Genomic DNA, 16,426 nt, shown 5'->3' on the forward strand with positions numbered 1-16,426 from the left:
CGGGTCAGCGCCGGACGCGCCCGATCACGGCCAGTGACCGGCGCAGCACATGCGGGCGGGCCGCCAGCGCCTCGGCGGCACCGGGCTCGCTGCGCGCGAAGGAGATCACCACACCGAGCGCCGCCATGGTCATGATCAACGCCGATCCACCGGCGGACACCAGGGGCAGCGGCACCCCGATCACCGGCAGCAGGCCGACGACGACACCCATGTTGATCAGCGCCTGGCCGATCACCCAGGCGGCGATGGCACCGGTGGTGATCTGGGCGACCGGGTCGGGGTGCCGGGCGATGATCCGGAACATGCCCAGGGCCAGCAGCGCGAACAGCAACAGCACCAACAGGGTGCCGATCAGCCCGAGCTCCTCCCCGATCACCGCGAAGATGAAGTCGTTGTGCGCCTCGGGCAGGTAGGACCACTTCTCCCGGCTCTGCCCGAGGCCGAGGCCGAACCAGCCGCCGGTGGCCAGCGCCTGGGTGCCGTGCAGCGCCTGGTAGCCACCGGCGCTGAGGTCGGCGTTGCCGCCGAACTGGTCGATGATCCGCTGCATCCGGTTCTCGCTGGTGATCGCCAGCACCGCGACGGCGGCCGCCGTCGCCAGACCGGTGACGGCGAAGACCCGCATCGGCACGCCGGCGACGAACAGCGCCCCCGCGACCAGCATCATCATCACCATCGCGGTCCCGAGGTCGTTGCCGACCAGCACCACGCCGATGGCGATCGCGGACACCGGCAGCACCGGGATCACCGCATGGCGCCAGTCCAGCAGCAGGGCGCGTTTGCGGGAGAGCACGGCACCGAGCCAGATGGCGAGTGCGAGCTTGATCGCCTCCGACGGCTGCGCGGTGAACCCGGCGATCGAGATCCAGTTCCGGTTACCGCCCTGCCCGATGCCGAGCGGGGTGAACACCAACAGCTGCATCACGACCGCACCGGCCAAGATGAACCAGGCGAACCGGCTGTAGAACCGCAGCGGCAGCCGCGAGGCCACCCACATCAGCGGCAGACCGATCAGCGCGAACTGGGCCTGGTTGAAGAACACCGCGTAGGGCGATTTGCCGTCGGCCAGGGAATCGACCGAGGACGACGACAGCACCATCACCAGACCGAGCACCAGCAGCAGGACGGTGGCACCGGTCAACAGGTAGTAGCTGGTGACGGCGGAGTTCCACTGGCCGAGCCGGGAGCCCCGGGGCGACGCCTCGACACCGGGGGTCGCGCCGGTGGGCACCGGGGCCTCGGTGGTCTGTGCCATGCCCGGTCTCCTCACCGCTCCGGATCGAGGGCGTGCACCTCGGCCGCGAAAGCCTCTCCCCGCTCGGCGTAGGAGGAGAACTGATCCATGGAGGCGCACGCCGGCGCGAGCAGAACCGTCAGTCCGGGCACGGCGGCGTCCACCGCCAGACGGCGGGCCTCCTGCACGGCGCGGTTCATGGTGCCAGTGTCGCCGGGATCGATCCTCACCACGGGAACCTGCGGGGCGTGTCGGGCCAGAGCATCCGCCAGCGGCGCCGAGTCCACCCCGATCAGCACCACGGCGCGCAGCCGGTCGCGTCGGGCCGTGATGAGCTCGTCGAAGCTGGCGCCCTTGGCCAGTCCCCCGGCGATCCAGACCACCGACTCGGGGGCGAAGGCCGCCAGCGAGGCAGCAGCGGCATGGGCGTTGGTCGCCTTGGAGTCGTCGACCCAGCGCACCCCGTCGATCTCGGCCACGGTGGCGATCCGGTGCGCGCCCGGACGGTAGGCACGCAGGCCGTCCCGCACCGCGACCGGCTGGACACCGTGGGCCAGTGCCAGGGCCGCGGCCGCCAACGCGTTCTGCACCGTGTGCGGAGCCAGCGCCGCGCCGCCCGGCGCCAGGTGGGCGAGGTCCGCGAAGGTGGCGAGCTCGGCGGCGTGGGTGCGCCGGTCAGCAGTGAAGCCCCGGTCCACCAGCACGTCCTCGACCAGGCCGACCTGGCCGAGTCCGGGGGTGCTCAGGGTGAATCCGACCGCGACCGCCCCGTCGGCGACATCGGCCTCGCGCACCAGCTCCTCGGTCACCCGGTCCGCGCTGTTGTACACGCAGGCGCACTCGACCCCGGTGAAGATCCGTCCCTTGTCCGCGGCGTAGGCGTCCATCGACCCGTGCCAGTCGAGGTGATCGGCTGCCAGGTTGAGCACCGCGGCCGCCTCGGCGGCCATCGAGTACGTGTGGTGCAGCTGGAAGCTGGACAGCTCGACGGCCAGCACGTCCAGCGTCGGGTCGGTGGCGGCGAGCACCACCGGGGTGCCGACATTGCCGACCGCGGCCGTGCGCTCCCCCCCGGCGGTCAGGATGCTGGCGAGCATCTCCACCGTGGTGGTCTTGCCGTTGGTGCCGGTGACCGCGAGCCAGGGCGCCGGTCCGCCGCCGCCCGCGCGGTCCACCCGCAGCTGCCAGGCCAGCTCGACCTCGCTCCACACCGGCAGTCCGGCGGCGCGGGCGTCCGCCAGCAACGGATGGTGCGGCGGGATCCCCGGGGAGACGACGATCAGGTCGACCTCGGACAGTCGGTCGCGGGCGGCGTCCAGGCTGAGGTCGCCCACCCGGTCGTCGGCGGTCAGCACCGTGGCGCCACGGTCGAGCAGGACGTCCCGGGCGGCCCGGCCGGACAGGCCCAGGCCGGCGACCAGCACCCGGTTCAGGTCGGTCAACCCGCCACCCACTCGGCGTAGAAGATGCCCACGCCCAGGGACACGAACAGGCCGGCGATCAGCCAGAACCTGATCACGATCGTGACCTCGCCCCAGCCGGACAGCTCGAAGTGGTGGTGCAGGGGTGCCATCTTGAACACCCGCTTGCCGGTCAGCTTGAAGAAGCCGATCTGGATGACATCGGAGACCACGATGATGACGAACAGCCCGCCGAGGATCGCCGCCAGGATCTCGGTGCGGGTGACGATCGACATGCCGGCCAGCGCACCGCCGAGGGCGAGGGAGCCGGTATCGCCCATGAAGATCTTGGCCGGGCTGGCGTTCCACCACAGGAAGCCGAGACAGGCACCGGTGATCGCCGCCGCGACCACCGCCATGTCCAACGGGTCACGGGTGGCGTAGCACCGGGCGGCCAGATCGGCGCCGCACCGCTGGTTGAACTGCCAGACGCAGACGATCACGTAGGCGCCGAAGACGATCAGCGAGGCACCGGTGGCCAGGCCGTCCAGCCCGTCGGTGAGGTTCACCGCGTTGGACCAGGCGGTGATCAGGAAGTTCGCCCAGATCACGAACAGGATCGCGCCCACCGCCACCCCGGCGAACGCCAGGTCCAGGTGGGTGTCCCGGATGAAGCTGATCTGCGTGGAGGCCGGGGACCTGCCCAGGGAGTCCGGGAACTGCAGCGCGAGCACCGCGAAGGTGATGCCGACCAGCCCCTGGCCGATGATCTTCCACCGGGCCTTGAGGCCGAGCGACCGCTGCCGGGAGATCTTGATGAAGTCGTCCAGGAAGCCGACCACGCCCAGGCCGGTCATCAGGAACAGCACCAGCATCGCCGAGGCGCTGGGCGTCGTGCCGCTGAACAACACGGCTGCCAGCCAGCCGAGCAGGGTGGCCGCGATGATGACCACGCCGCCCATGGTCGGGGTGCCACGCTTGGTGAGGTGGGCGGTCGGGCCGTCCTGCCGGATGAACTGGCCGTACTGCTTGGCGACCAGGAACCGGATGAACAGCGGAGTGGCGAACAGCGCCACCAGCATGGAGACGCCACCGGCGACCAGGACCGAGATCACGCGGAGACCTCCACGTCGGTCAGCAGGTCACCGAGCCGCCACAGGCCCGCGTCGTTCGAGGACTTGACCAGCACCACGTCGCCGGGTCGCAGCTCGCTCTCCAGCACGCGGGTCGCCTCGTCGACGTCGTCCACGAACAGCACCTCCTCGCCCCAGGACCCCTCCCGGACGGCACCGGCGGCGATGGCACGCGCGCCGTCACCGACCACGACGGTCAGTCCGATGTTCAGCCGGACCACCTGCAGCCCGATCGCCTCGTGCTCGACCCGGCTGTCGGCGCCCAGCTCCATCATCTCGCCCAGCACCGCCACCGAGCGGCGGTCCCGCCCGGCGAGCACCGCCAGGGCCTTGAGCGCCGCCCGCATCGAGTCCGGGTTCGCGTTGTAGGAGTCGTCGATCACGGTGATGCCGTCCGGCCGGTCGACCACGTGCATCCGGTGCGGGGACAGCGCGTCGGCCTGGTTCACCGCGGCGACCACGTCGGCCAGCGGCAGTCCGGCGGTGACGGCGGCGGCGATCGCTGCCAGCGCGTTGTGCGCGTGGTGCTCGCCGACCAGCCGTAGCGCCACCTCGGCGCGCTCGCCCCGGTGCTCGACGGCGAACTGGGCGCGACCGGCGCGGTCCACCCGCAGGTCGAAGGCGCGCACGTCGGCGGCGTCGGTGGTGCCGAAGGTGAGCACCTCCCCCGGTGCCTTGACGGCCATCGCCGCCACGCGGGAGTCGTCGGCGTTGAGCACCGCGACCCCGGTGGGCAGCAGCCCGGCCACGATCTCCGACTTGGCGGTGGCGACGGCCTCGATGCCACCGAATCCGCCCAGGTGCGCGTGCCCGACCACCAGCACCACCGCGATGTCCGGCGGCGCGATCCGGGTCAGGTACTCCAGGTGGCCCATCCCGCTGGCGCCCATCTCCAGCACCAGGAAGCGGGTGGACTCGTCGGCGCGCAGCACGGTCAGCGGCAGGCCGATCTCGTTGTTGAAGGACTTCTCCGGTGCGATGGTCGGTCCGGCGGCGGCGCAGATCTGGGCCAGCAGGTCCTTGGTGGTGGTCTTGCCCACCGACCCGGTGATCCCGATGACGGTCAGCGGCTCCCCGCCGGGCACCTGGGTGGCCTCGCGCAGGGCGGCGAGCACCCCGCGCGCCAGGTCGCCGAGCGCGACCTCGACGTCGGGCACGATCACCGACGGGACGCCGGGCAGCTCGCGGGAGGCCAGCACCAGGTGCGCACCGCCCTCGGTCACCGCGCGCTCGGCGAAGTCGTGCCCGTCGACGTGCTCACCGGGCAGGGCGACGAACAGCGACCCCGGCTCGACCTGCCGGGAGTCGGTGACCACCGGTCCCGTGACCAGGGTCGCCGGGTCCAGGTGGGCCAACCGTCCTCCGGTCGCCTCGGCCACCTGCTGTGCGGTCCAGGCGATCACGCGGGGGTCCCTCCGAAGTCGTGCTCGAGCAGGACGTCGCGGTCGTTGTACCGGTGGAACACCCCGGCGATCTCCTGGGTCGGCTCGTGGCCCTTTCCGGTGATGATGATGGTGTCCTGCTCCTCGGCCAGATCGAGTGCGTCGTGGATCGCCTGTCGGCGGCTGGTGGCCTCGTGGACGTCCGCGAGGGTCGGTCGCTGCTCGCGCACCCCGGACAGGATGGCGGCGCGGATGGCGGCGGGGTCCTCGGACCGGGGGTTCTCGTCCGTGACGACCAGGACGTCGGCCAGCCGGGCGGCGATCTGCCCCATGATCGGGCGCTTGCCCTGGTCCCGGTCGCCGTCGGAGCCGAAGACGATGATCAGGCGGCCCGGCGTGATCGGGCGGACGGCCTCCAGCGCGAGCACCAGGGCGTCCGGGGTGTGCGCGTAGTCGACCAGACCCAGCGGACGACCGGGGGCGCGCTCGATCACGCGCTCCATCCGGCCCGGGATCTGGTGGGCGTGCGCCACGGCGTCGATGGCGACGTCCAGGTCCACCCCGGCCCGGTGGGCGATGACGACGGCCAGCGCCGCGTTCGAGACGTTCACCAGGCCCGGCAGCGGGCTGGCGGCGGTGTGCCGGGCGCCGTCCGGGCCGCGCAGCACGAAGGAGGAGCCGACCCCGTCCAGGCCGATGTCCGCCTCGACGACCGCCCAGTCGGCGGTCTCGCCCTCGGGTGCGCCGACGTGGGTGGCCACGGTGTCCACCGGGATCGTGGTCTCGGCGGCCAGGCGGCGGCCCCACTCGTCGTCGACCACGATCACGCCGTGCCGGGCGTGCTCCGGGGTGAACAGCTGGGCCTTGGCGCGGAAGTAGCCCTCCATGTCGCCGTGGAAGTCCAGGTGGTCGCGCTGCAGGTTCGTGAACCCGGCGACCGACAGCACCAGGCCGTTCATCCGGCCCAGGGCCAGCGCGTGCGAGGACACCTCCATCACTGACGCGGGCAGACCCAGCTCCCGGCCGCGGGCCAGCATCGACTGCACCACCGGTGCCTCGACCGTGGTCCGGGGGCTCTCGATGGTGTGCGCGCCGATCCGCAGCTCCACGGTGCCCATCAGCACCGTCTCCCCCAGCGCCCGGCGCAGGGCAGCGTCGACGAAGTAGGTGGTGGTGGTCTTGCCGTTGGTGCCGGTGATGCCGACGGTGGTCAGCGCCTCACCCGGGTGCTGGTGCAGGACGGAGGCCAGGTGTCCGGCCAGCGCGCGCGGGTCGTCGGCGACCAGCACCGGCACCCCGAGGTCGCTCACCAGCGTGGCACCCGCCCGATCGGTGACGACGGCGACGGCACCGGCCGCGACCGCGTCCTCGGCGAAGCGCGCACCGTGCGCCTTGGCACCGGGCACCGCCACGAAGACGTCGCCGGGCTCGGTGTCCGCACTCGACACGGTGACCCCGGAGGCCAGCAGGTCGGACGGCAGCGGCGCACCCTCCACCGGCAGCGCGAACGCCTCGGCGAGGTCGGCGACCCGGGGGCGGTGAGGCTGCTCGGGGCGCAGCCGACCCTGGGGGGACGTCATGGGCACGAATCTACCGCCAGAAGCCGCGGCGCCCGACCCGAGGGTGGTGGCGCTCACCACTCGGTCGGGAACAGCTGGGCCGGAGCACCGGAGGGCGCGATGCCCAGTTCGGTCAGCGCGTAGCCGGCGATCTGGCTGAACACGGGGCCCGCGACGGTGCCGCCCCACTCCGAGGTCTTCGGGTTGTGCAGCACCACGGAGACCGCGATCTGCGGGTCGTCGGCGGGCGCCACCCCGATGAAGGAGGACGTGATGCCCTGGTTGCCGTTCTGGTCCCAGTTCTGCGCGGTACCCGTCTTCCCGGCGACGCGGTAGCCGGGAATCGCCGCTGTCGAACCGGTGCCCTCGTCGACGGCGCTCTCCATCATGGTGAGCACGGTCTGCGCGGTCTCCGGCGACACCACCTGGGTCTGCTCGGCGGCGACCGGGGTGGTGAGGTTGCCCTGGTCGTCCGTCCAGCCCTTGACCAGGTGCGGCTGGATCCGGACCCCGCCGTTGGCGATGGTGGCGAAGACCTCGGTGGCCTGCAGCGCGGTCACGGACAGACCCTGACCGAACAGGACGGCGTACTTGGTGCGGCCGTCCCAGTCGTCCGCGGGCTTGAGGCTGCCGGCGGACTCGTTCGGCAGTTCGATGCCGGTCTTCTGACCGAAGCCGAACTTGTGCAGGTAGTCGTACCGGGTCTGCTGCGGGATGTTCTGGCCGATCATCACGGTGCCGGTGTTGGACGACTGGGCGAGGATGCCGGTGGTGGTCAGCTGCATCCCGGCGTGCTCGTGCGAGTCCTTGAAGGTCTGCCCGTTCGCCGTCGTGTAGGTGTAGGGCACCGTGAACTGGCTGTAGGGGTCGGCGATGCCGCTCTCGATCGCGGCGGCCATCGTGATGACCTTCGCGGTGGAGCCGGGCTCGAAGACGTTGGAGACCGACTTGGACCCGCCGAGCAGGGTCTGGTCCGCGCCCGGGTTGTTCGGATCCACCGTGGCGGACTCGGCCAGCACCAGGATCTCCCCGGTCTTGACGTTGATCGCGACGATCGAGCCGGACTCGGCACCGGTGGCCTGCACCTGGGCCTGGATCGCCTGCTGCGCCCGGTACTGCAGGTCGGTGCTGATCGTCAGCTGCAGGTTCTTGCCGTCCTGCGCGGGGGTGGTCTCCTCGTAGCCGCCGGGGATCAGCTGACCACCACGGCCGCGCTCGTACTCGGTCTCCCCGTTGGTGCCGGACAGCTCGTCGTTCAGCAGCTGCTCGATGCTCTGCGCACCCACGCCGTCACCGTTGACCCAGCCCAGGACGTTGCCGGCGGTGTTGCCGTTCGGGTAGACCCGCTCGGCGACCTGCTCGGCACCGATGCCGTTGATCCGGAACTCGCGGACCGCCTTCCAGACCTCGGGCAGCACCTTCTTGGCGACGTACTTGAACCCCGCGTCGCCCTGCAGCGTCGCACCCAGTTCGGCGGCCGGGATGTCCAGGATCGGGGACAGCAGCTCGGCGGCACCGGCCGCTCCGGAGTAGGTGGTGCCGTCCTGCACCATCGACCAGGTCGCGATCTGCTTCTGGTTGACGTAGATGTTGTAACGGTCGACCGAGGTGGCCAGCACCACGCCGTTGGTGTCGGTGATCTGGCCCCGGTTCGCGATCAGCACCGAGGTGGACATCCGGCTCTGCTTGGCCTCGGCCGCGATGGCCGGTCCGGCGATGCCCTGCACGTAGATCAGTCGTCCGGCGAAGACGCTGAGCAGCGCGGCGACGAACACCACCAGGACCGTGCGTCGACGGGAGAAGTTCGCCAGCCGCGGACCGACCCGGTCGGAGATCGGCGCGTGCGGTCGCTGCGGGGCACCACGACGGGCGCCACCGGACCGGGCGTTCCCGGCGCGCTGCGCACCGGCACGGGGGCCGCCGACCGGGCGGGCGCTCACTGCCCCGCTCCGCGCACCGTTCCGTCGGACAGCCGCAGCCAGCCGGTCGAGCCCGCGGGCACCATGCCGAGACCCGCCGCGCGCTCGGCGAGCTGGGCGGGCGAGCTGTTGGTGTCCAGCTGCGCCGACAGGTCCTGCTCGGTCCGGGCCAGCTCGGCGAGCTGCACGTCCAGCTGGTGCTGTTCGTAGGCACCGGCGGCGAGCCGGGTGTTGAGCAGCAGGGCGGTCAGCAGCGCGGCGATCAGCACCGCCATGCACACCACCACGAAGGGCACGTGACTGCGGGCCTGCGCCGGCGGGCGGACCAGGCGCAGCCGCGGCGCGCTGCGCGGCGTCGAGTCCGGTTGGACCGACGGCCGCGGGAGTGCCCGGGCGCGGACTGCCTGCTCGGCGCTCATGCGGTTCTCCTGCCGTGCGTGGTGTGGGGCGTGAGGTGGGACGGGGTGGGACGCAGTCGCTCCGCGGCCCGCAGCCGGACCGACTGGGAACGCGGGTTGCGGGCGAGTTCGGCCTCGTCCGCCTCCTCGGCGCCGCGGGTGAGCAGGCGCAGGTACGGGGCGTGGTCCTCCGGGATCACCGGCAGCCCGGGGGGCGCACTGGTGGTGGCACCGGCGGCGAACGCCCGCTTCACCAGGCGGTCCTCCAAGGACTGGTAGGACTCCACCGCGATCCGGCCGCCGATCAGCAGAGCCTCCACCGCGGCCGGGATCGCCCGGGCGAGGACGGCCAGCTCGTCGTTGACCTCGATCCGCAGCGCCTGGAAGGTGCGCTTGGCCGGGTTGCCGCCCTTCTGCCGCGCGGCCGCCGGGATGCTGGCCCGGATCAGGTCGACCAGCTCGCCGGAACGCAGGATCGGGGTGGTCTGCCGGGTCTGGACGATCCGGCGGGCGATCCGGCCGGCGAACCGCTCCTCGCCGTACTCGCGCAGGATCCGCACCAGGTCGGACTCGTCGTAGGTCGCCAGCACGTCGGCGGCGGTCCGGCCCCGGGTCGGGTCCATCCGCATGTCCAGCGGGGCGTCCTGGGCGTAGGCGAAACCGCGCTCCGCCTCGTCCAACTGCAGGGAGGACACCCCCAGGTCCATCAGGACGCCGTGCACGCCGGGCAGTCCCAGCTCGTCCAGCACGTCCGGGATCTCGTCGTAGACGGCGTGCACCGGGGTGAACCGGTCGCCGAAGCGGGCCAGCCGGGCCGAGGCGAGCTCCAGCGCCTGCGGGTCGCGGTCGATGCCGATCACCCGCACGGTGTCGATGGCGTCCAGCACACCCTCGGTGTGACCGCCCATGCCGAGCGTCGCGTCGATCATCACCGCGCCCGGCTGGGACAGCGCGGGGCCGAGCAGATCGAGGCAGCGTTGCAGCAGTACGGGCGTGTGCCGACGGGCGGCGTCGCTCGTGCTCATGCGCTGGTCCCTTCTGCGTGCTGGTGACGGTGTTGGTCGGACGGCCCCTCCAGCCGTCCGACCAGATCCCCCACCGGACCTCTGCCACCGGGGAAGTGGCGTCAGAAGAACGGGGAGAGACCTCATCGGGCGGATGCGGGACTGCTGGTGGTGCGGGCGGTGCTGGTCGAGCTGGTGCTGCTGGGTCGAGCGGGTGGTACGGGGTGGGTCAGAACGCGCCGCCGGGGAAGACCTCCTCGGCGGTCTCGGCGTATCCGGCCTCCTGGGCTGCCAGGTAGGTCTCCCAGGCCTGCAGGTCCCAGACCTCGACCCGGGTGCCGGCACCGATCACCGCGACGTCCCGGTCGAGACCGGCGTACGCCCGCAGCATCGGGGGGATCGAGACCCGGCCCTGCTTGTCCGGCACCTCGTCCGAGGCTCCGGAGAGGAAGACGCGCAGGTAGTCACGGGCTTGCTTGCTGGTCACCGGCGCCTGGCGGAGCTTGTCGTGCATCCGCGCGAACTCGTCGAGCGGCAGCAGGAACAGGCAGCGGTCCTGGCCCCGGGTCATCACCAGACCCTGGGCGAGTTGCGGACGGAACTTGGCGGGGAGGATCAACCGTCCTTTCTCGTCCAGGCGCGGGGTGTGGGTGCCGAGGAAGGGGACGCCGGTGCCGAGCCCGGCCATCGCCTGCTCCAACCCCATGACGTCACCTCCCCGATGCGTCGTCGCGGGCACCCGTCGGCACCCGATGGCCCCACGGTACTCCACTTCGCTCCACCTGCATCGGTGCAACGGGTGAATTTCGTGCGTCCGGATCGTGTTTTCCCTGGTCAGCGCGCGGGGAGCGATGTGGAGCGATTTCGAGCCCAGCGCGTCGCACCGGGGCGACTTCTCGGCTTCTGGGGTGGTTTGCCGGGTCCGACCGGGCACCCGCGCACCCCGGAGGGGAGGGATGTGGAGGATCACCCCCCACCACCGGGCCGCTCGCCCGTACGCTCATCCCCACCACATCCGACTGAGGGGTTCTCCATGCCACACCCGGACCGGGACGACACCGCCGAGCTGCTCGAGGTGGCCGCCGCCATGCGCACATCGGTGGAGCGCGTGGTCACCGGGCGCCCCGACCTGGTCCGGATGACCGTCGCCGTGCTGCTCGCGGGCGGGCACCTGCTGCTGGAGGACGTCCCCGGGGTCGGCAAGACCACCCTCGCCAAGGCCATCGCCCGCAGCATCGACTGCACGGTGGGCCGGGTGCAGTTCACCCCGGACCTGCTGCCCGGCGACCTGACCGGCGTGACGATCTACCGCGCTGCCACCCAGGAGTTCGAGTTCCGGCCCGGCCCGCTGTTCTCGCACGTGGTGATCGGCGACGAGATCAACCGCGCCTCGCCCAAGACCCAGTCGGCGTTGCTGGAGTCGATGCAGGAGGCCCAGGTCACCGTCGACGGGCGCACCCACCCGCTGCCCCGCCCCTTCCTGGTGATCGCGACCCAGAACCCGGTCGAGATGGAGGGCACCTACCCGTTGCCCGAGGCGCAGCGGGACCGGTTCATGGCCCGGCTCTCGCTCGGGTACCCCTCGGCGGCCGACGAGCTGGCGATGTTGGAGGTGCAGGAGACCTCCGACCCCCTGGCCGACCTGGCACCGGTCACCGATGCCACCCAGGTGTCCCGGCTGATCGAGGCGACCCGGGGGCTGCACGCCTCCGCCGCGGCCAAGCAGTACGTGGTCGACCTGGTGGGCGCCACCCGCGCCGACGGTGCGCTGCGCCTGGGCGCCTCCCCGCGCGCGTCGATCCAGCTGTTGCGTGCGGCGAAGGGGCTGGCAGCCGTGGACGGGCGGTCGTTCGTCCTGCCGGACGACGTGCAGGAGCTCGCCGTCCCGGTGCTGGCCCACCGGCTGATCCCCTCCGCCGAGGCCCGGTTGGCCGGTCGCGGACCGCAGGACGTGGTGCGCGACCTGGTCGCCCGGGTCCCGGTGCCGACGGTCCCCGGCGAGGACGACCGTCCCGGCCGGGTGTCGCTGCGTTCCGCCCTGCGCTGATGCGCTGGCGTCCGACCGCTCGCGGCGTGGGCATGGTCGTGCTCGGCCTCGCGGTGATGGCGGCCGCGACCGCGATCGGATCGACCGACCTGCTGGTGCTCGGGGCGATCCCGGTGCTCGCCGCCGCGGCCGGATGCGCCCTGCTGGTGGTCGAGTTGGCGCGTGGCCGTCGCCGGGGCCACGAGGTGCGCCGCACCGTCCGCCCGGACCCGGTGCACGCCGGGCGGATCGCCGAGGTCGAGGTCGAGGTCACCGGTCACCGTGCCGAGCAGCTCCGGCTCCGCGAGCAGGCAGCCACCGAGCTGTCCGGCGGACGACCGTTGCGCGCCCGGGTCTCCCGCACCGACGACCGGATCCGGCTGCGGTACCAGGTGCTCGCCGGACGGCGCGGGCGGTGGACGATGGGGCCGCTCACCGTGACCCGCACCGACCCGTTCGGGGTGGCCAGCATCCGGGGAGCGCTCGGCGTCGAGCAGGACCTCAGCGTGTGGCCGGACGTCGAGGAGCTGCCGGTGCCGCGCACCCTGCTGCTGGCCGAGCCCGACCGCGCCGTCACCGGTGCGCACTCCCCCGGTTCGGACGACGCGGCACTGCGCGAGTACCAGGTGGGTGACGATCTGCGCCGGGTGCACTGGCCGTCGTCGGCCCGCCGCGGGTCGCTGCTGGTGCGCACCGACGAGCACGCCGGGGTCCGAACCGCCTCCGTGCTGCTCGACCCGTCGCCGGAGGGCGAGGCCCTGGAGTGGAGCATCCGGATGGCGGCGTCGGCGGCGATCGCCCTGCAGGCTGCCGGGCACCCCACCCGCCTGCTCACCGACGGCCCGCATCCCGGCACCGGCGACCGGACCGCCCTGCTGGACGCCACCGTCGACCTGGTCGGACAGCCGGACCGGGACGCCGCCGACCGGTCGCTGCTCGCCCAGATCCGCACGGTCGAGGGCACCGACGGGGGTGTCGGGTTGGTCGTCGCCGTGCTCGGCCCCCAGCACCCCACCCTGCGAGCGGCCCTGGCCGGCCTGAGCACCGCCCGCCCGTGCTGGGCGATCGTGCGCGGCACCGGTGAGGAGGCCACCGCCACCGCCCGCGACCTGCTGCGGGCCGGGTGGCGCACCGTGCAGGTCGAGGTCGGGGCCGACCTGACGGCGACCTGGCTCAGCCTGGGCAGCGTGGCATGAACGACCGGATCCGACCCGGCACCCCGCGCGCGCTGCTGTCGACGGCAATCCTGATCGCCGCCCTGCTCACTGGGCTGGGCGCGTTCTCCGCCCTGGTCACCACCACCGGGCCCTGGCTGATCCACCTCGGCCTGGCGCTGCTCGGTCTCGCCGCCGTGGTGTCGCTGACCCGGGCGGTGACCACCTCGGTCTGGCTGCCCTCGATCACCGGCCTGGTCGTCGCCGGGTACGGGATGCTGATCGCCTACGGCCCCGGCGCACTGCCCCTCCTGCCGGACACGGCACGCTTCACGGCGGTGGTCCGGGACGGCATCGCGGCGGTCCGGGACGGGGTGGTGCCGCTGGACGTCCAGCGACCGGTCGAACTCCTGATCATCGGCGCGGTCCTGGTGCTCTACCTCGCCGCCGACCTGCTCGCGGTCGGTGTCGGGATGCCCGCCCTGGCCGGTCTGGCACTGGCCACGCTCTGGGTGCCCGCCGCCGCGCTCGGCTTCCCCGGCAGCACCTGGGCCCTGTTCGGCACCGGGGTGCTCTACCTGGCCCTGATCCTGGTCGGACGGGAGCAGGGACCGCGCACCACCCGCAGCCGGACCGTCCGGGGCGTCGCCGCCACCGGAACGCTTGCCGCCGCACTGGTCGTCATCGTGGCCATCGTCGGGGTGCCCCACCTGACCGCGCTACCGGTCTGGTCCTGGTCCGGTCCTCCGGTCTCCGGCACCGGGGCGATGGGCTCGGTCCGGCTCGCCGACGACCTCGACCTGCGCGACAGCCTCGGACCGCAGTCCGAGCAGGTGGTGCTCCGGTACCGGGTCGACCCGGTCGGTCAGACCGACGACGACGCGCCGCGGGCCACCGCCACCCTGGCCGGACCGCTGCGGTCGTTCACCCTGCGCGACTTCGACGGTCGGTCCTGGTCCCGCGACGCCGAGGGCGAGACCACCGACTGGGACCGCGACACCCTGCTCGCCTCCGACCGCTCCCTGCTCGGCACCACCCCCGACCCCAGCCGCGGCACCCTCGTCGCACTCGACCTGGTGGTCGGCGCCCTGCGCGAGGAGCGCCTTCCGGTCACGGTCTTCCCGCGCACGGTCGACATCGGCAGCCCCTGGGTCTACGACGTCGACCGGGACGAGGTGGTCGGCGGCCGGACCGACGTGAGTGAGCGCTACACCATGGTGGTCCAGGTCCCCGGCCTGACCGCCGACCTGCTGCGTTCCGCCACCGGTGAGCTGCCCGAGGACATCGACCCCTACCTCGACGTGCCGGGCACCGAGCATGAGGACGACCTGCGCGCACTGGCCGCCGACATCACCGCCGATGCCGCGACCCCCTTCGACCAGGCGCTGGCCCTGCAGACCTACTTCCGCGACACCACCCGGTTCCGCTACGACACGGACATCGACCAGGGCGACTCCGACGACGCGGTGTGGGACTTCCTGCAGAGCCGGCGCGGCTACTGCGTCCAGTACGCCACCTCGATGACCCTGATGGCACGGATGCTCGGCATCCCGGCCCGGCTCGGCGTCGGCTTCCTGCCCGGCAGCCTGGCCACCGACGGCGACTACGAGATCACCGGCTCCGACGCCCACGCCTGGCCCGAGCTGTACTTCCCCGGCGTCGGGTGGGTCCGGTTCGAGCCCACCCCCGCCGTGCAGACCGGCGCACCCCCGAGCTGGAGCAACCCGTCCACCGCCTCCGCCCCCACACCGTCGGCCGCATCCACCGTCGCCCCCAGCGCCGCCGCCTCCGCATCCGCCGCGGCCAGCGCTTCGGCCAGTGCCGCGGCCCAGCAGGCTGCCACGGCGGCCCAGGACGCCGACCGGGTGGAGACCGGGCCGATCGCGGCTCTGGTGAGCCTGCTGGTCATCGGGGTGGTCACCGGCGTGCTGCTCACCCGGCGACGGGCCGCCCTGCCGCTGACCCCGGAACGCGCGTGGGCCATGCTGCGCACCGGGCTGCGCCGGTCGTCGATCACCTGGTCCGACGCGGTGACACCCCGGCAGGCGGCGCAACACATCCGCGATCAGGTCGACCAGGCGCGCGGGCGACCGCTGGGGACCGCGGCCTCCGAGGCGCTCACCGCCCTGCTGCACGCGGTCGAGTCGGCGCGGTACCTACCGGAGCCCGAGGCGCCGACCCCGGAGGTGCTGCGCGGGTGGGTGGACACGGTGCTGACCGACCTGCGCGGCGACCGGAGCCGACCCCTGGGCCGTCGGGACCGCGGGTCGGCGGACCCGGCCACCGTGTCCCGTCGGTGACGTCGGCGCGTCGTTCGGCCATTGGACGAACCCCGCGGACGCGGCACCCACCGGTCCTGTCGGGCACGTCGGCGCGTCGCTCGGCCATCGGACGCACCTCAGCGGACGCGGCACCCACCGGTCCTGTCGGGCACGTCGGCGCGTCGCTCGGCCATCGGACGCACCCCAGCAGACGCGGCGACCGCCGCCCGTCGGCGACGTCGGCGCATCGTTCGCTCATCGCACGCGTCCACGGGGAGCGGCCTCGCGCCCGACGGGCATGTCGGCGCCTCGTATGTCGCCGTCGCCACGCGGCCCAGGACGTGGCGGTCCAGGACGTGGCGGTCCAGAAGGGTGGCGGTCCAGGTGGCGGCCCGACGCATGATCGTCGGCGCCCGGACAGCACGAAGCGCCGCGCAGGACTGCTGCGCGGCGCTTCGTCCGACAACTGGATTCGATCAGCGACCAGATGACCCGCTGTGGGTCAGCGGCCGCCCTCGCCCCGCCGGTCCCAGCGTTCTTCGATCCGGTCCATGAATCCCTTCTTCGCGGGCTTCCGGCCGGCGGCGGGGCGCGGGGCCGTGCTGCCGTCGGGGCGGACCACACCGGCCGGGCCGGACTTGCGCGGTTTGGTGAAGGCCACCGCCACCGCACCGAACATCACCAGGAACCCGATCACGCCGAGCCACACCAGTGAGGCAGCAGCGCCGATCACCAGCAGCAGCAGGCCGACGAGCGCGCCGATTCCGCCCAGGATGTATCGCAGGACCGGCTTGCGACCGCTCGATGTGAGCGTGGTCGCGAGCCGGGGATCATCAGATGTGAGCTGCCGCTCCATCTGCTCCAGTACACGTTGCTCGTACTCGGAGAGAGGCATATCAACCCCCGTGCTCCGCCGTCGGGACTTCTTCGCCTCAGGATAGAGGGCGTTTTGGATT

At 72.6% G+C, this 16,426-nt stretch carries 13 protein-coding genes; 3 read left to right on the forward strand and 10 right to left on the reverse strand.

Annotation, left to right across the window (positions count from 1 at the left end; all coding sequences use genetic code 11):
• Positions 1–4: 4 nt before the first annotated feature.
• The 9 genes from ftsW to mraZ form a co-directional block, all read right to left on the reverse strand.
• Positions 5–1,255: a putative lipid II flippase FtsW gene (ftsW, locus tag HGK68_RS09810; RefSeq protein WP_169165799.1), complete on the reverse strand. Its 1,251-nt coding sequence runs from the start codon at positions 1,253–1,255 to the stop codon at positions 5–7.
• Positions 1,256–1,266: 11 nt separating this feature from the next.
• Positions 1,267–2,676 carry a UDP-N-acetylmuramoyl-L-alanine--D-glutamate ligase gene (gene murD / locus HGK68_RS09815; RefSeq protein ID WP_246260261.1) on the reverse strand — a complete coding sequence of 470 codons (1,410 nt, stop codon included), beginning with the start codon at positions 2,674–2,676 and terminating at the stop codon, positions 1,267–1,269.
• Entirely contained in the window at positions 2,673–3,749 is a 1,077-nt protein-coding gene (gene mraY, locus HGK68_RS09820) for a phospho-N-acetylmuramoyl-pentapeptide-transferase (RefSeq protein WP_169165801.1), read from the reverse strand. Before mraY ends, murD begins: the two co-directional genes overlap by 4 nt.
• Positions 3,746–5,170 (reverse strand): UDP-N-acetylmuramoyl-tripeptide--D-alanyl-D-alanine ligase, encoded by a 1,425-nt coding sequence (locus tag HGK68_RS09825; protein ID WP_169165802.1) that lies wholly within the window; start codon positions 5,168–5,170, stop codon positions 3,746–3,748. The genes mraY and HGK68_RS09825 overlap by 4 nt, the downstream gene beginning before the upstream one ends.
• Positions 5,167–6,729: a UDP-N-acetylmuramoyl-L-alanyl-D-glutamate--2,6-diaminopimelate ligase gene (locus HGK68_RS09830; RefSeq protein WP_169165803.1), complete on the reverse strand. Its 1,563-nt coding sequence runs from the start codon at positions 6,727–6,729 to the stop codon at positions 5,167–5,169. Before HGK68_RS09830 ends, HGK68_RS09825 begins: the two co-directional genes overlap by 4 nt.
• 53 nt (positions 6,730–6,782) lie before the next feature.
• The gene (locus HGK68_RS09835) at positions 6,783–8,648 is read right to left on the reverse strand and encodes a peptidoglycan D,D-transpeptidase FtsI family protein (RefSeq protein WP_246260262.1); all 1,866 of its coding nucleotides are present in this window, start codon (positions 8,646–8,648) and stop codon (positions 6,783–6,785) included.
• Positions 8,645–9,046, reverse strand: a complete 402-nt coding sequence (ftsL, locus tag HGK68_RS16125) for a cell division protein FtsL (RefSeq protein WP_246260263.1) — start codon at positions 9,044–9,046, stop codon at positions 8,645–8,647. Before ftsL ends, HGK68_RS09835 begins: the two co-directional genes overlap by 4 nt.
• Positions 9,043–10,050, reverse strand: coding sequence for a 16S rRNA (cytosine(1402)-N(4))-methyltransferase RsmH (gene rsmH, locus HGK68_RS09840; protein WP_169165805.1), 1,008 nt, complete (start codon positions 10,048–10,050; stop codon positions 9,043–9,045). The genes ftsL and rsmH overlap by 4 nt, the downstream gene beginning before the upstream one ends.
• Positions 10,051–10,258: 208 nt before the next feature.
• On the reverse strand, positions 10,259–10,717 hold the full coding sequence (gene mraZ / locus HGK68_RS09845; protein WP_168631023.1) for a division/cell wall cluster transcriptional repressor MraZ: 459 nt from the start codon (positions 10,715–10,717) through the stop codon (positions 10,259–10,261).
• A gap of 345 nt (positions 10,718–11,062) precedes the next feature.
• On the opposite strand from mraZ, the gene HGK68_RS09850 reads away from it, so the two are divergent.
• Genes HGK68_RS09850 through HGK68_RS09860 form a run of 3 tightly spaced genes read left to right on the forward strand, consistent with a single transcriptional unit; the run spans position 11,063 to position 15,509 of the window.
• The gene (locus HGK68_RS09850; protein WP_169165806.1) at positions 11,063–12,076 is read left to right on the forward strand and encodes an AAA family ATPase; all 1,014 of its coding nucleotides are present in this window, start codon (positions 11,063–11,065) and stop codon (positions 12,074–12,076) included.
• Complete coding sequence (locus HGK68_RS09855; protein ID WP_169165807.1) at positions 12,076–13,251, forward strand: DUF58 domain-containing protein; 1,176 nt, start codon at positions 12,076–12,078, stop codon at positions 13,249–13,251. The genes HGK68_RS09850 and HGK68_RS09855 overlap by 1 nt, the downstream gene beginning before the upstream one ends.
• Positions 13,248–15,509 (forward strand): transglutaminase TgpA family protein, encoded by a 2,262-nt coding sequence (locus HGK68_RS09860; protein ID WP_169165808.1) that lies wholly within the window; start codon positions 13,248–13,250, stop codon positions 15,507–15,509. The genes HGK68_RS09855 and HGK68_RS09860 overlap by 4 nt, the downstream gene beginning before the upstream one ends.
• A gap of 463 nt (positions 15,510–15,972) precedes the next feature.
• On the opposite strand, the gene HGK68_RS09865 is transcribed toward HGK68_RS09860, so the two are convergent.
• Complete coding sequence (locus HGK68_RS09865; protein ID WP_169165809.1) at positions 15,973–16,365, reverse strand: DUF3040 domain-containing protein; 393 nt, start codon at positions 16,363–16,365, stop codon at positions 15,973–15,975.
• Positions 16,366–16,426: the final 61 nt, after the last annotated feature.

Source organism: Cellulomonas taurus (genome assembly GCF_012931845.1).
Lineage (GTDB): Bacteria > Actinomycetota > Actinomycetes > Actinomycetales > Cellulomonadaceae > Cellulomonas > Cellulomonas taurus.

Coding starts and splice junctions, on each gene's coding strand:
- ftsW (WP_169165799.1), bottom strand. CDS start 1,255: ATGGCACAGACCACCGAGGCCCCGGTGCCCACCGGCGCGACCCCCGGT.
- HGK68_RS09830 (WP_169165803.1), bottom strand. CDS start 6,729: ATGACGTCCCCCCAGGGTCGGCTGCGCCCCGAGCAGCCTCACCGCCCC.
- ftsL (WP_246260263.1), bottom strand. CDS start 9,046: ATGAGCGCCGAGCAGGCAGTCCGCGCCCGGGCACTCCCGCGGCCGTCG.
- rsmH (WP_169165805.1), bottom strand. CDS start 10,050: ATGAGCACGAGCGACGCCGCCCGTCGGCACACGCCCGTACTGCTGCAA.
- mraZ (WP_168631023.1), bottom strand. CDS start 10,717: ATGGCCGGGCTCGGCACCGGCGTCCCCTTCCTCGGCACCCACACCCCG.
- HGK68_RS09850 (WP_169165806.1), top strand. CDS start 11,063: ATGCCACACCCGGACCGGGACGACACCGCCGAGCTGCTCGAGGTGGCC.
- HGK68_RS09855 (WP_169165807.1), top strand. CDS start 12,076: ATGCGCTGGCGTCCGACCGCTCGCGGCGTGGGCATGGTCGTGCTCGGC.
- HGK68_RS09860 (WP_169165808.1), top strand. CDS start 13,248: ATGAACGACCGGATCCGACCCGGCACCCCGCGCGCGCTGCTGTCGACG.
- HGK68_RS09865 (WP_169165809.1), bottom strand. CDS start 16,365: ATGCCTCTCTCCGAGTACGAGCAACGTGTACTGGAGCAGATGGAGCGG.